The sequence below is a fragment of the Streptomyces sp. NPDC002669 genome (assembly GCF_042889165.1).
Lineage (GTDB): Bacteria > Actinomycetota > Actinomycetes > Streptomycetales > Streptomycetaceae > Streptomyces.
In genome coordinates this window covers 36342-49843 of the sequence record NZ_JBIAQQ010000029.1, presented here as the reverse complement: position 1 = coordinate 49843, position 13502 = coordinate 36342, and the positions used below count along the sequence as shown (strand labels likewise).

Below are 13502 nucleotides of genomic sequence, written 5' to 3'. Positions count from 1 at the left end.
GCCGCCCCCGGCCGGTGGGTCCGGACGGGGGCGGGCGGGTGGTGCGATGTGGCGGAAGGTCAGCCGTTGCCGCCGAGGTCGATGACGGCGGTCCGTTCGGCAGGGGTCTTGCCGAGCAGTGCGGTGTTCATGGCCGCAGCCACGTCGTCCGCGTTGAGCTGGTGCTTCTTGCCGTCGCCCTTGGTGACCATGATGCCGTCGAAGACGCCGTCGCAGAGCTCGTCGATGGCCTTCTTGTCGTAGTGCTGGACCAGCTTGCCCTCGACCGGCACCATCGTGAGGATCTTCGGCAGCGACCGGGACGGGCCGAACTGGATCTCCTTCGCCCCCGCCTTGATCGTGACCAGCCCGGACATCGCGGGCTTCGCGAACTCCTTCATCGCCCGGTCCAGTTCGGCCTGGGTGATGGTGGGCTCGCGGGTGGCGACGGGCAGTTCGACGACGTTCGACCGGCCGGTCTGCACCTGGGTGCGGTACGCGTCGCGGACCGAGATCATCGACTGGCCGACGTCCAGCGTCTTGCCCGGCTTGCCGGGGACGGCGGTGACCTTGTTCGGTTCGAACTTGATCGTGCCCTCGCCGGCCGAGCCGGAGACGCCCGCCAGGTCCCTCAGCGCGACGCCGAGCTTCTCCTCGTCGACCGGGATCACCGGGTCGACGGCGCGCTTGTTGCCGAACAGGGAGCCGATGACGGAGACCGGGTTGTAGTCGCTGCCGGCCGCGGCGCGCACGGTCGCCTGGCTGTCCAGGGCGAGTCCCGCCTTGTCCGGCACGAGTTCGGTCTTCTTGCCGGCGACGGACAGCTGGAGCGGGGCCTCGGCGCGCTTGCCGAGGGCCGCCTCCAGCTTCGCGACGCCGTCGTCCTTCGTGCCGCCGCCGATGTCGACGCCGAGGACGGTGGTGCCCTTGGGGACCTCGGAGTGGTTCATCAACAGCCCGGCGCCGTAGGCGACACCGACCAGGCCGACGACGCCCACGCCGAGGAGGACCAGCTTGGAGCGGCCCTTCTTGGCGGGCGCGGACGAGGACGAGGACGGCGACGGGGCGGCCGGTTCGGGCGCGGCGGGTCCGCCGGGACCGGCCGGACCGGTGCCCATCGGGTCGCTCGGGCCGCCGGACACCGCGCCGACGCGCTCGCCGAGGCCGGGCGGGGACGGGAACGGGGAGGCGGACCGGTGCTCCGGCGGGACGACGGGGATGCCGCTGGTGAGCGTGTCACCGGAGACGTTGCCCTCGGGCCCCGCGGGGGCCGGGGCCGCGAACTGCGGCGTCAGCACCGCCGTGTCGTCCGACATCCGCGGCGGCACACCGCCCGCGCCGCCGGGACCGGCCGGGCCGTCGAGGTTCGGGGTGAGGGCCGACGTACCGGTGACCGGACCCGTGGTGGGGCCGCCGGGGGGCGGCGTGCGCACGCCGAGGCCCGGCGTGGGACGCGGGCCGCCCGCGGAGGCGTCGTCGGCGCCGAAGTCGTCGCCGTCGAGGCGGGGTACGCCCTGGCCGCCCGTGGGCTGCGGACCGTCCGAGAAGTACGGCAGGTCGGGGCGGGGCGCGGGGCCCCCGGGGCGCTCCGCGCCGTTGGCCGGGCCGCCTGCGGAGGGGCCCCCGAGCGGCGCGTTGCCCCCGAGGGTGCCGCCGCCACCGGCCGGGCTCCCGCCGAGCGACGCGTTGCCGCCCGGCGTGCCGCCGCCGGAGGGCTCGGGCTTCGAGGCGTTCGCGAGGGGCTTGCGCGGGGCGAACCAGTCGCTGCCGCTCGGCTCCTTGGCCGGCTTCTCGGCGGCCGGTTCGGCCGTCGCGGCACCCGTCCGCTTCTCGGCGGCCGGTGCGGCGCCGGACGTGTCCGGGGCGCCGTCCGGCCCGGAGCGCGCGGGGCGCGGAATGCTGCCCGTGCGCTCGGCGCCCTCGGTGTCGGCGTCGCCCACGGGCGTACGCATGACGACGGGCGGGATGGGGCGCGACCCCGGGATGTTGATCCGGATCCGCGTCGTCAGCGTCGTCTCGGTCTTCGGCTCGTCGGACCGAGAAGGATCCGCAGGTTCCGGGGCCCCCTCCGGGGCGTCCTGCGAAGGGTGCAGCGACGGATACTGGCGGGATCCGTACGGCGGCGTCCCCGAGGGGTACGCGGCTCCTCCGCGCCCCTGGGGCCCGGAGGACGAACTGTCAGTTTCACGACTCAAAGCAGGTTCTCCCGATTGGCTCCGCCGCCCGTACTTCCCCCATGCCGCAGGCCTGGGGACGGCTCGGCGCGCGAACCACCATACTGGCCGCCACCGGCAGACACCCCGCGACCGGGGGAAACGGCCGGGTGGCCGCCGGAAGGACAGGGGGCTTTACGGGATCGGAGATGGCACATTACTTGCCAGGTCGGTCGCTGTCGGCACCCCGCAGAAGCGACCGCGACATGGTGGCACAGATCACAGCGACGGCCATTCCGCCGATCATGAAGAGGATCAGACCCAGTTCGCCGCCGAAGACATAGTCGCCCTCCGGCCGCCCGCCGAGCAGAACAACGATCGAAATCAGCCAGCCCGCGGCGGGTGCCAGGGCGCCGAGCTGGGTGTCGAAGACCCGGCGACCGCCGTAGAAGAGACCGCCGGCGGCCAGCAGCGCGAGCAGCAGTCCGGCGGGGAACCAGGCGGCCTGGACGAGCGATCCGGCGATTCCCACGAGCGCGCCGAGCAGGGCGAGGCCCACGTAGGAGACGATCCGGGCCGGGTTGACGGGGGCGGCGAGGCCGGTGGCCGCGACGTTCCCGGCGGGTGTGCGGGGGTGCTGCTCGCGTCGCTCCCCGCCGCTCATCGCTCCGCCTCCGCCCGGTCCGCGGACTCCGCCAGCCCCGCGAACAGGTCGTCCTCCCGGGTGCCCCGGGGAGCCCCGTACGTGCCGCGCGCCAACTCGTAGTACTCGGTGGTCAGGAGCGGCTGCCCGAGGTCGTTGGAGAGCGCGAAGAGGGAGCCGTCGACAGTGATCTGGGTGACGTGGGCGCGCATCGCGGCGGCCTTCGCGGCGGCGTGGGCCGAGCCGTCGATCTCCGCGGCGATCCGGCAGTCGTCGACCACGCCCGGCAGGTCGTCGAGGGCGGCGACGCCGGGGAAGGGGAAGGCGTCCGGCGCCGTCTCCCGGAGGCGGGCGAGGCCGTCCTGCGCGACGGTGCGCGGCACCCGGTTCCAGTAGATCTTGGCGATGGTGTGCGGGGCCCCGGACCCGGCGCGGTACGCGGGATCGGCGGCCAGCTCCGCGGCGCGCATCGCGACCCGGTGCGCCTGGATGTGGTCGGGGTGCCCGTAACCGCCGTCGGAGTCGTAGGTGACGAGGACCTGCGGACGCACCTCGCGGATGATCTCCACCAGGTGTCCGGCGGCGTCGTCCACGTCGGCCGTCCAGAAGGCGCCGGGGCGGTGGTTCTGCTCGACGCCCATCATTCCGGAGTCGCGGAAGCGGCCGGGGCCGCCGAGGAGCCGGTGGTCGGTGACCCCCAGCTCCTTCATCGCCGCGGCGAGTTCGCCCTGCCGGTACGGGCCGAGGGCATCGTCCCGGTCGGAGGCGAGATGGGCGAGGGCGGGCGGAATGACCTCGCCCTCCTCGCCGAGCGTGCAGGTCACCAGGGTGACCTGGGCCCCTTCGGCCGCGTACTTGGCCATGGTGGCGCCATTGTTGATCGACTCGTCGTCGGGGTGCGCGTGCACCAGGAGCAGACGCCGGGCGGGATGGTCCGTCATGGGGACAGCCTACGAGCCGGGCGGACCGATCACCGCCCGCGCACCGTACGCGCACCCACCGCACACCGGACGCGCACCGACGGAGCACCGGCCGGTCACCCGCGGTCCGTCCCCGGCCCGCCGGCGGTACGGAGGCCGGAGGGCGGGGGCCGGAGGAGCGGGCCGGGAGACGGAAGTCAGGAGACGGGGGTCAGAACTTGATGCCGCCGATCATGCCCGCCACGTTCGTGGTCAGCTCCGAAATGGTGGGCGCGATCGACGAGCTGGCGAGATAGAAACCGAGCAGCGCGCAGACCACCGCATGTCCGCCCTTCAGTCCGGCTTTCCGGATCAGCAGGAAGACGACGATCGCCAGCAGCACCACCGCCGAAATCGAGAGTGCCACGGCGGTTCACCTCCATCAGTTCCATCAATACGGTCGGGACGGGCAGCACACACGGAGCCAGCAGGTTCATACCCACCGAGCGCTACGGATCATAACTATCCGTGCCAACGCATTGTTCGGAGCACAGCAGCACGAGGGGCGCACGAACGGGTGGTCGGGGGCTAGGTTCGTCCCATGACTTCGCAGAAGATCTCGTTCCCCCGCCAACACGCCCGAACGATGCGTTTCAGCCTCGGAGCACCCCGTGCGTTCACCGTCTCCCCCGACGGGGAGCGGGTGGTCTTCATCCGCTCGGAGTCGGGTACGGACCGGACGGGCCGGCTGTGGGTCCTGGACCTGCCGAAGGACGGTGCGCCGGAGGAACGCGTGGTCGCCGATCCCGTTGCCCTGCTGGGCGGTTCGCAGGAGCGGCTGTCGGCGCAGGAGCGGGCCCGGCGCGAGCGCAGCCGCGAGGGATCGTCGGGGATCGTCGGCTACGCGGTCGACGCGGCCGCCGAGTTGGCCGCTTTCGCACTCTCCGGGAAGGTGTACGTCGCCGAACTGCGGGCGGGAACGGCCCGCGCGCTGCCGGTTCCGGGCCCGGTGATCGACCCGCGACCGTCACCGGACGGACGACACGTCGCATACGTGTCCAAGGGTGAGCTGCGTGTCGTGGGGGCGGAGGGCGACGGGGACCGGGCGCTCGCCGAACCGGACGGGGCGAACGTCACGTACGGCCTCGCGGAGTTCATCGCGGCCGAGGAGATGCAGCGGTCGCGGGGCTTCTGGTGGTCGCCGCAGTCGGACCGGCTGCTGGTCGCCCGGGTCGACGACAGCCCCGTGCGGCGGTGGTGGATCTCCGACCCCGCGCACCCCGACCGCAAGCCCGCCGAGGTCGCCTACCCGGCGGCCGGGACGCCCAACGCCGAGGTGCGGCTCTTCGTGCTGGGCCTGGACGGCACCCGTACCGAGGTGGTCTGGGACCGGGTCCGCCACCCCTACCTGGTGCAGGTGCACTGGTCGTCGAACGGGGCTCCGCTGCTGCTCGTCCAGGCCCGTGACCAGCGCAGTCAGCTCTTCCTGGCGGTGGACCCGGAGACCGGCGCGACGCGGACGGTGCACGCCGACGAGGATCCCGTATGGCTGGAAATCTTTCCCGGGGTGCCGGCCTGGGCTCCGGGCGGGCGGCTCGTACGGATCGCGGACGAGGGCGGGGCGCGGGTGCTCGCGGTGGGCGACCGGCCGCTGACCGGGGCGCAGTTGCAGCTCCAGGCGGTCCTGGACATCGGGGAGTCCGACATCCTGGTGGCGGCCTCGGCCGGTGAGGAGGCCGCGGCGCCGGAGGTCGGCGAGACCCATGTCTACCGGGTCAACGAACTGGGCGTGGAGCGGGTCTCCGAAGCGGCCGGGGTGCACTCGGCGGTGCGCGCGGGCGGGGTGACGGTCATGGTCTCCCGCGTGCCCGACCGGCCGGGCGTCCGCGTCGAGGTGTTCCGGGACGGCAAGCCGGTCGCCACGGTGGCGGACCGTTCCGAACGGCCGGTTCTCTCCGCGCGGCCCCACCTCACCGAGGGGGGCGCACGGCGTATTCCGTGCGCCGTACTGCTGCCCGAGGGGTACGACGAGTCGGACGGCCCGCTTCCGGTCCTGATGGACCCGTACGGCGGTCCGCACGGCCGCCGGGTGCTCGCCGCCCACCATCCGCATCTGACCTCGCAGTGGTTCGCCGACCAGGGCTTCGCGGTCGTGGTCGCGGACGGCCGGGGCACGCCGGGGCGTTCGCCGGGCTGGGAGAAGGCCATCAAGGACGACATGGCCCGCGTGGTGGTGAACGACCAGGTCGAGGCGCTGCACGCGCTGGCCGACCGGTTCCCGCTGGACCTCGGCAAGGTGGCGATCCGCGGCTGGTCGTTCGGCGGGTACCTGGCGGCCCTGGCCGTGCTGCGTCGGCCCGATGTGTTCCACGCGGCGGTGGTGGGCGCGCCGGTGACCGACCAGCGGCTGTACGACACCCACTACACCGAGCGCTACCTCGGCGACCCGGCGGAGCAGCCCGAGGTGTACGCGCGCAACTCGGTGATCACGGACGAGGGGCTCTCGGAGGCCGCCGACCAGGTGCGGCCGATGATGATCGTCCACGGTCTGGCGGACGACAACGTGGTGGTCGCGCACTCGCTCAGGCTCTCGTCGGCGCTGCTCTCGGCCGGGCGCCCGCACGAGGTGCTGCCGCTCAGCGGGGTGACGCACATGACGCCGCAGGAGCAGGTGGCGGAGAACCTGCTGCTGCTCCAGGTCGACTTCCTGAAGCGGTCGTTGGGCCTGGCCGGATAGGTCTGCGGGGTGTTCCTTCCGCCCGCCCGGTGACGCCGGGCGGGCGGAAGGGGGCGCGTCCGGGCGGCGGGTCCGTCACCAGCCGGGCGGCGGCTGGGACGGCGGCGGCGGTCCGAAGACGCCGGGCCGCGGATAGCCGTACCCCTGCCCGTAGCCCTGGTGGGGCGGGGCGGGGACGTCGGCGGGGCCCGGCAGGGACATCGCCAGCAGTACCACGGCACCGGCCGCCACCTCGAAGAACGAGGTCAGCACGAGGAGTTGCTCCTCCACCGGCAGTCCGCCGAAGTTCTCCAGCAGCTCGTGGTGCACGGAACGGGCCACGCCCATCACTCCGCCGAACAGCAGCAGCGCGGCGGCGATCAGGCCGAACGGCCGCGCGTGCGCGGCCCGGGCCAGCGCGCTCACCGCCGCGAACAGGCAGAACAGCGCCAGGACCGCCGTGAACCAGCCGGGCGGCGGGTCGATCAGCCCGTGCAGGACCCGGACCCCGCCGACGTACCAGTCGGGGTAGACGTCGAAGGTGGCGTCGGCGAACCGCACCGCCTGGCGGATCTCCCAGGCGATCACGACCGCCCCCGCCGCGCCGAGGCCCAGGAAGGCCATCACGCCCGCGCCCTGGCCCGGCCGGGCCGGGAGGCGTTCGGAGGGGTCGTACGGCGCCCTGCGGCCGGCCCCGGCGGTGATGATCAGCGCGATGCCCGCCGCGAGCGCCACGAAGGCGCTGAGCAGGGCACGGGTGCGCAGGTCGTCGGTGAACCGGGCGGTCGTCCCGCTCCCGCCGATGGTCCAGAGTCCGGGCAGCCGCACGGCGATCGTGACCGCTCCGGCCGCGACCAGCGCGGTGGCGGCCACCGACGAGCGCAGGGCGGCGACGGCCGCGCCGACGTACACCAGGAACAGCACCGCGTCGTAGGCCGAGGTGGCGGGCAGCGCCTCGAGCCGCGCGTCGTGGTAACCGGCCCAATGGCGCCACAGCTGTGCCGGATCGTCGACCGCTCCGACGTCCCGTACGATCCAGCCCGCGACGATCACCGCGAGCACCGCACAGAGAACGGCGCCGGTGACCCTTGCCCCCCGAGTGAGTATCACGCGAGCGATCCTCCACCGTCGCCGCGCCGTGGGACAAGGGGTTCGTCCGCGTGGTGCGCGAACGGGCAACCGGCCGGGGCTCAGCGCGCCCGGCTGCTCCCGGACGGCGGGGCCCCGCCCTCCCGGCCCTCGTCCGGGCCCGCGCTCCCGCCCTTCTCCCCGTCCTCGACCCCGGTCTCTTCCCCTTCCTCGTCCTCGTTCTCGTGCTCGTCCGTCTGGTCCGCGGTGCCGCCCGGTGCTTCCAGCAGCCCCTCCGGCGGCACCACCTGCTTCTCCTCCGCGAAGTGGCAGGCGGAGTCGTGCTTGGCCATGGAGTCCGTCAGCCGGAAGACGGCCGGGACCGCCAGCAGCGGCACCTCCAGTTCGCACCGCTCCTGCGCCTTCCAGCAGCGGGTGCGGAAGCGGCAGCCGGAGGGCGGGTTGGCCGGCGAGGGGACGTCGCCGTGCAGGATGATCCGTTCCCGGTGCTCGCGGGCCGTCGGGTCCGGCACCGGGACGGCGGACAGCAGCGCCTGGGTGTACGGGTGCGTGGGGTGGTCGTAGATCTGCTCGTCGGAGCCGATCTCAACGATCCGGCCCAGGTACATCACCCCGACCCGGTCGGAGATGTGCCGGACGATCGACAGGTCGTGCGCGATGAAGACGTAGGCGAGCCCGAACTCCGCCTGGAGCCGGTCCAGCAGGTTGACGACCTGCGCCTGGACGGAGACGTCGAGGGCGGAGACGGGTTCGTCGGCGACGATGATCTCGGGGTTCAGGGCCAGGCCGCGGGCGATGCCGATGCGCTGGCGCTGGCCGCCGGAGAACTGGTGCGGGTAGCGGTTGATGTACTCCGGGTTGAGGCCGACGACGTCCAGCAGGTCCTGGACCTTCCTGCGCCGCTCGCCCTTCGGGGCCACCTCGGGGTGGATGTCGAAGGGCTCGCCGATGATGTCGCCGACCGTCATGCGCGGGTTGAGCGAGGTGTACGGGTCCTGGAACACCATCTGGATGTTGCGGCGCACCGCCTTCAGGGCGCGCCCCGACAGCTTGGTGAGGTCCTCGCCCTTGTACCTGATCGCGCCGGCCGTCGGCTGTTCCAGGTGCACCAGCATCTTGGCCACGGTCGACTTGCCGCAGCCGGACTCCCCCACGATGCCGAGCGTCTCGCCCGCGGCCAGGTCGAAGGAGACCCCGTCGACCGCCTTGACCGCGCCGACCTGCTTCCTGAACAGGATGCCCTGGGTCAACGGGTAGTGCTTGGCCAGGTCGCGGACCTCCAGGATCGGCTCGCCGGTCCTCACGGCCGCCTCGCGCACCGTGCCGGTCGCCGAGTCGTCAGCGCGCATCGAGCGTCTCCTTCCAGAAGTAGCAGGCGCTCTCGCGGTCCTCGGCCACCTCGAACAGCCGCGGCACCTCGTCCCGGCAGATCTCCTGGGCCATCGGGCAGCGCGGGTTGAAGGCGCAGCCGGGCGGGATGTGCAGCAGGTTGGGCGGCAGGCCCTTGATCGCGTACAGCTCCCGGCCCTTCTGGTCCAGGCGCGGGATCGACCGGAGCAGACCCTTGGTGTACGGGTGGGCGGGTGCCCGGTAGATCTCGTGGACGGGGGCGGACTCGACGATCCGTCCCGCGTACATCACGGCGATCTTGTCGGCGACGTCCGCGACCACGCCCAGGTCGTGGGTGATCAGGATCAGGCCCATGTTCAGCTCGCGCTGGAGTTCGGCGAGCAGGTCCATCACCTGGGCCTGGACGGTCACGTCGAGGGCTGTGGTGGGTTCGTCCGCGATGATCAGCGAGGGTTCCAGGGCCATCGCCATCGCGATCATGATGCGCTGGCGCATGCCGCCGGAGAACTGGTGCGGGTAGTTCCCGACGCGTTCCTTCGCGGCCGGGATGCGGACCCGGTCCATCAGCTCGACGGCCTTCGCCCGGGAGTCCTTGCGGGACATCCCCCGGTGCACCTCGAACATCTCGCCGAGCTGCTGGCCCACGCTGAGCACGGGGTTGAGGGAGGAGAGCGCGTCCTGGAAGATCATGGCCATCTCCTGGCCGCGGATCCTCCGGCGCTCGTCCTTCTTCATCGTCAGCAGGTCGCGGTCCTTGAAACGGATCTCGCCGCCGCTGATCTTTCCCGGGGGCATGTCGAGGATACCCATGATGGCCTGCGCGGTGACGGACTTGCCGGAGCCGGACTCGCCGAGGACGGCCAGCGTCTCGCCCTCGGCCACCGAGTAGTTGACCCCGTTGACGGCCTTGGCCACGCCGTCGCGGGTGTGGAACTCCACGTGCAGATCGCGCACTTCGAGCAACATGGCAGCGGGCTCCTCAGCGCAGCTTGGGGTCGAGGGCGTCGCGCACCGCGTCGCCGAGCATGATGAAGGCGAGCACGGTGATCGCCAGGGCTCCGGCGGGCCAGAGCAGCATGTGCGGGGCGTTGCGGATGTACTGGGACGCGGCGGAGATGTCGATGCCCCAGGAGACGGCGGGCGGTTTCAGGCCGACGCCGAGGAACGACAGGGTCGCCTCCAGCGAGATGTACGTACCGAGTGCGATGGTCGCGACGACGATGACCGGCGCGATGGCGTTCGGGGCGATGTGGCGGAGCATCATCCGGGTGTTGGAGGCGCCGAGCGCCCGTGCCGCCTGCACGTAGTCGTTCTGTTTCGCGGTGATCACGGAGCCGCGGCCGATGCGGGCGATCTGCGGCCAGCCCAGCAGCACGATGAAGCCGATCACCGGCCAGACGGTGGAGCTGGTGACCACGGAGAGGAAGACCAGGCCGCCGAGGACCACGGGGATGCCGAAGAAGACGTCGGTGATGCGGGAGAGGACCGAGTCCCACCAGCCGCCGAAGAAGCCGGCCAGGCCGCCGAGCAGCCCGCCGAGCAGGGTGACGCCGAGGGTGGAGCAGACGCCCACGGTGACCGAGTTCCTGGCCCCGTAGACGGTCCGGGTGTAGACGTCGCAGCCCTGGCCGTCGAAGCCGAAGGGGTGGCCGGGCTGGGAGCCCTCCTGGGCCTTGGCCAGGTCGCAGTCGAGGGGGTCCTGGTCGGCGATCAGCGAGGGCCAGATCGAGATGATCACCAGGAAGAGGATGACCAGGGCGGAGATGATGAAGACCGGGTTGCGGCGCAGGTCCCGCCAGGCGTCGGACCACAGGCTGCGCGGCTTCTCGGCGGGGCCGGTCCCCTCGGGACCGCCCGGCGTCTTCTCCAGGGTGGTGCCCTCCTCCAGGGCGAGGTCCATCGCGCCTCCCGCTCCGGCCGACGAGATCGCCTCGTCCGGTGTCTGCTCAGGCATAGCGGATCCTCGGGTCGAGTACGGCGTACAGGAGGTCGACGATCAGGTTCGCCGCGAGGAAGACGAGGACCAGGATCGTGACGAAGCCGACGACGGTCTGGGAGTTCTGGCGCAGGATGCCCTGGTAGAGCTGGTAGCCGACGCCGTGGATGTTGAAGATCCGTTCCGTGACGATCGCCCCGCCCATCAGGGCGCCCACGTCGGTGCCGATGAAGGTGACGACCGGGATCAGCGAGTTGCGCAGCAGGTGCCGGACGACGACGCGGCGCCGGGGCAGGCCCTTGGCGACGGCGGTGCGGACGTAGTCGGCGCGGGCGTTCTCGGCGATCGAGGTGCGGGTGAGCCGGGTGACGTAGGCCAGGGAGACCGAGGCGAGGACGAGCCCGGGGACCAGCAGTTCGTCGAAGGGGGCCTCCGTCGAGACGGAGGGTTTGATGACGCCCCACTCGACGCCCAGCAGGAGTTGCAGCAGCAGGCCGGTGACGAAGGTCGGTACGGAGATGACGACCAGGGTCAGGATGAGCACGGTGGTGTCGACGGGGCGGCCGCGGCGCAGTCCGGTGACGACGCCGAGGCTGATGCCGATGACGATCTCGAAGACGATCGCCACGAGGGTGAGCCGGATGGTGATGGGGAAGGCGGTGGCCATCAGCTCGGTGACCTTCTGCCCGTTGAACGCGGTGCCGAAGTCTCCGGTGAAGACATTGCCCATGTAGGTGAGGTATTGCTGCCACACGGGCTTGTCGAGGCCGAATTCCGCACGGAGCTGGGCCGCGGTCGCCGGGTCGCACTGGCGGTCGCCGCAGAGACCCGCGATGGGGTCGCCCATCACATTCACCATGAGGAAGATCAACAGCGTGGTGCCGAAGAAGACCGGGATCATCTGCAGCAGCCGCCGGATCACATAACGTCCCATGCAGGGCTCCGGAGGTCGCGGGGTCGGGAACGCGGGGCTGGGGAGCGACGCGTCGGGGACGTGGGGGGGGGGGGGGGGGGGGGGGGGGGGGGGGGCGCCCCGGGCCCGCCCCCCCCCCCCCCCCCCCCCCCCCCCCCCCCCCCCCGACGGGTCACTTGACCTTGATCTGCTCGTACACCGGGACGCTGAACTGGTTCAGGCCGACGTCGGAGATCCGGTCCGAGTAGCCGGCGCTGCCGTTCTGGTACCAGAGCGGGATGACGGGCATCTGGTCGGCCAGGACCCTCTCGGCGTCCTGGAAGGTCGAGACGGCCTTGGCCTTGTCCGTCTCGGCGTTGGCCTTGTCGACCAGGCCGTCGAACTCCTTGTTGCTCCACTTGCCGTCGTTGGACGAGGCGTTGGTGTAGTAGAGCGGCTGGAGGAAGTTCTGGATGAGCGGGTAGTCCATCTGCCAGCCGGCCCGCCAGGCGCCGGTCAGCTTCTGCTGGGTGACCTGGCTGCGGAAGTCGGCGAAGGTGCCGACGGGGCCGCCGACACACGCCTTGTTGTTGCCCATCACCTTGTTGATGCTGTTGCAGATCGCGTCGACCCACTCCTTGTGGGAGCCGGTGTCGGCGTTGTACGAGATCTTGAGCTGGCCGCCGGGGATGCCGCCGCCCTCCTCGATCAGCTTCTTGGCCTTGGCCGCGTCGTACTCGCAGGGCGCGCCGCACAGCCCCTCCTTGAAGCCGCCGTCCGCGCCGAGGACCGGGGAGGTCCAGTCGGAGGCGGGGGTGCGGGTCTTCTGGAAGATCTGGTCGGTGATCTGCTGCCGGTTGATCGCCATCGACAGGCCCTGGCGGACCTTGACGCCGCCGGGGGTGTCCCACTTCTTGTCGTAGAAGGGGAAGGCGAGGGTCTGGATGATGCCGGCCGGGGTGTTGATGTAGCGGTCGCCGAGGTCCGCCTTCACGTTCTTCAGCTGCGAGGCGGGCACGTCGTCGACGAGGTCGAGGTTGCCGGCCGTCAGGTCCGTGTAGGCGGTGTTGTTGTCGGTGTAGACCTTGAGGTCGATGCCGCCGTTCTGCGCCTTGTCGTCGCCGGGGTACCCGTCCCACTTGCGCAGGCTCATCGCCGAGCCCTTGGTGTACTTGTCGACCTTGTACGGGCCGTTGCCGATGGGCTTGGACACCCAGGCCGCGTGGTCGGTGAAGAACGCCTTGGGCAGCGGGGCGAAGGCCGGGTAGCCGAGGGTGTCGGGCCACAGGGAGAACTTCTGCGACAGCTTGACCGTGAAGGTCCGGTCGTTGACGGTCTTCAGGCCGGAGAGCGTGGTCGCGGTGGCGGCGCCGGAGTCCGGGTGGACCTTGTCGTACCCGTCGATGTAGCCGAAGAAGTAGGCGTTCTTCTGGTTGTTCTTCAGCAGGGCGCCGTAGTTCCAGGCGTCCACGAACGATTTCGCGGTGACCTTCTCGCCGTTGCTGAAGGTCCATCCGTCCTTCACGGTGATCGTGAAGTTCTGGTTGTCCTTGGTCTCGATCTTCTCGGCGAGCATGTTGTCGGCCGCGCCGGTCTTCGGGTCGTACCGCTTGAGTCCCCGGAAGATCATGTCGAGGACCTTGCCGCCCTGGACCTCGTTGGTGTTCGCCGGTTCGAGCGGGTTCTGCGGGTCACCCCAGGAGGAGCTCACGATTCCGTCGGCCCCACCGCCGCCACTGCTGCTGCCCCCTCCGCCGCATGCCGTCGCCGCAAGGGCGACGACCACCGCACCTGCGGCCCACCTGGCCTGTGTGGCTCCGCGCATGGAGTGCCTCCTCTTGGTGC

At 71.5% G+C, this 13502-nt stretch carries 11 protein-coding genes; 1 reads left to right on the top strand and 10 read right to left on the bottom strand.

Features of this window, described 5'->3' with window-relative positions:
• Nucleotides 1–59 precede the first annotated feature (59 nt).
• The 4 genes from ACFYW1_RS31925 to ACFYW1_RS31910 form a co-directional block, all read right to left on the bottom strand.
• On the bottom strand, nucleotides 60–1931 hold the full coding sequence (locus ACFYW1_RS31925) for a hypothetical protein (RefSeq protein ID WP_389001062.1): 1872 nt from the start codon (nucleotides 1929–1931) through the stop codon (nucleotides 60–62).
• Between the two features lie 418 nt (nucleotides 1932–2349).
• Nucleotides 2350–2796, bottom strand: a complete 447-nt coding sequence (locus ACFYW1_RS31920; RefSeq protein ID WP_389001059.1) for a DUF6113 family protein — start codon at nucleotides 2794–2796, stop codon at nucleotides 2350–2352.
• Entirely contained in the window at nucleotides 2793–3716 is a 924-nt protein-coding gene (gene mshB, locus ACFYW1_RS31915) for an N-acetyl-1-D-myo-inositol-2-amino-2-deoxy-alpha-D-glucopyranoside deacetylase (RefSeq protein WP_389001056.1), read from the bottom strand. The genes ACFYW1_RS31920 and mshB overlap by 4 nt, the downstream gene beginning before the upstream one ends.
• Nucleotides 3717–3906: 190 nt before the next feature.
• Nucleotides 3907–4101, bottom strand: a complete 195-nt coding sequence (locus tag ACFYW1_RS31910) for a hypothetical protein (RefSeq protein ID WP_148839028.1) — start codon at nucleotides 4099–4101, stop codon at nucleotides 3907–3909.
• A gap of 174 nt (nucleotides 4102–4275) precedes the next feature.
• Here ACFYW1_RS31910 and ACFYW1_RS31905 point away from each other — a divergent pair, with 174 nt between their 5' ends.
• A complete protein-coding gene (locus ACFYW1_RS31905) occupies nucleotides 4276–6411 on the top strand; it encodes a prolyl oligopeptidase family serine peptidase (protein ID WP_389001053.1) in 2136 nt (711 codons plus the stop codon).
• Between the two features lie 75 nt (nucleotides 6412–6486).
• On the opposite strand, the gene ACFYW1_RS31900 is transcribed toward ACFYW1_RS31905, so the two are convergent.
• The 6 genes from ACFYW1_RS31900 to ACFYW1_RS31875 form a co-directional block, all read right to left on the bottom strand.
• Nucleotides 6487–7500 (bottom strand): hypothetical protein, encoded by a 1014-nt coding sequence (locus tag ACFYW1_RS31900; protein ID WP_389001050.1) that lies wholly within the window; start codon nucleotides 7498–7500, stop codon nucleotides 6487–6489.
• Nucleotides 7501–7580: 80 nt separating this feature from the next.
• Nucleotides 7581–8828 (bottom strand): ABC transporter ATP-binding protein, encoded by a 1248-nt coding sequence (locus ACFYW1_RS31895; protein WP_389001047.1) that lies wholly within the window; start codon nucleotides 8826–8828, stop codon nucleotides 7581–7583.
• Complete coding sequence (locus ACFYW1_RS31890; RefSeq protein WP_389001044.1) at nucleotides 8818–9795, bottom strand: ABC transporter ATP-binding protein; 978 nt, start codon at nucleotides 9793–9795, stop codon at nucleotides 8818–8820. Before ACFYW1_RS31890 ends, ACFYW1_RS31895 begins: the two co-directional genes overlap by 11 nt.
• Nucleotides 9796–9808: 13 nt before the next feature.
• A complete protein-coding gene (locus ACFYW1_RS31885) occupies nucleotides 9809–10783 on the bottom strand; it encodes an ABC transporter permease (protein WP_389001041.1) in 975 nt (324 codons plus the stop codon).
• Nucleotides 10776–11699 carry an ABC transporter permease gene (locus ACFYW1_RS31880; RefSeq protein ID WP_389001038.1) on the bottom strand — a complete coding sequence of 308 codons (924 nt, stop codon included), beginning with the start codon at nucleotides 11697–11699 and terminating at the stop codon, nucleotides 10776–10778. The genes ACFYW1_RS31885 and ACFYW1_RS31880 overlap by 8 nt, the downstream gene beginning before the upstream one ends.
• Nucleotides 11700–11850: 151 nt before the next feature.
• Nucleotides 11851–13482, bottom strand: coding sequence for an ABC transporter substrate-binding protein (locus tag ACFYW1_RS31875; RefSeq protein WP_389001035.1), 1632 nt, complete (start codon nucleotides 13480–13482; stop codon nucleotides 11851–11853).
• Nucleotides 13483–13502 lie beyond the last annotated feature (20 nt).

Bases quoted from the DNA above. Each gene is read 5' to 3' on its own strand.
- ACFYW1_RS31925 (WP_389001062.1), bottom strand. From the start codon at position 1,931: ATGCGTACGCCCGTGGGCGACGCCGACACCGAGGGCGCCGAGCGCACG.
- ACFYW1_RS31920 (WP_389001059.1), bottom strand. From the start codon at position 2,796: ATGAGCGGCGGGGAGCGACGCGAGCAGCACCCCCGCACACCCGCCGGG.
- mshB (WP_389001056.1), bottom strand. From the start codon at position 3,716: ATGACGGACCATCCCGCCCGGCGTCTGCTCCTGGTGCACGCGCACCCC.
- ACFYW1_RS31905 (WP_389001053.1), top strand. From the start codon at position 4,276: ATGACTTCGCAGAAGATCTCGTTCCCCCGCCAACACGCCCGAACGATG.
- ACFYW1_RS31895 (WP_389001047.1), bottom strand. From the start codon at position 8,828: ATGCGCGCTGACGACTCGGCGACCGGCACGGTGCGCGAGGCGGCCGTG.
- ACFYW1_RS31890 (WP_389001044.1), bottom strand. From the start codon at position 9,795: ATGTTGCTCGAAGTGCGCGATCTGCACGTGGAGTTCCACACCCGCGAC.
- ACFYW1_RS31885 (WP_389001041.1), bottom strand. From the start codon at position 10,783: ATGCCTGAGCAGACACCGGACGAGGCGATCTCGTCGGCCGGAGCGGGA.
- ACFYW1_RS31880 (WP_389001038.1), bottom strand. From the start codon at position 11,699: ATGGGACGTTATGTGATCCGGCGGCTGCTGCAGATGATCCCGGTCTTC.
- ACFYW1_RS31875 (WP_389001035.1), bottom strand. From the start codon at position 13,482: ATGCGCGGAGCCACACAGGCCAGGTGGGCCGCAGGTGCGGTGGTCGTC.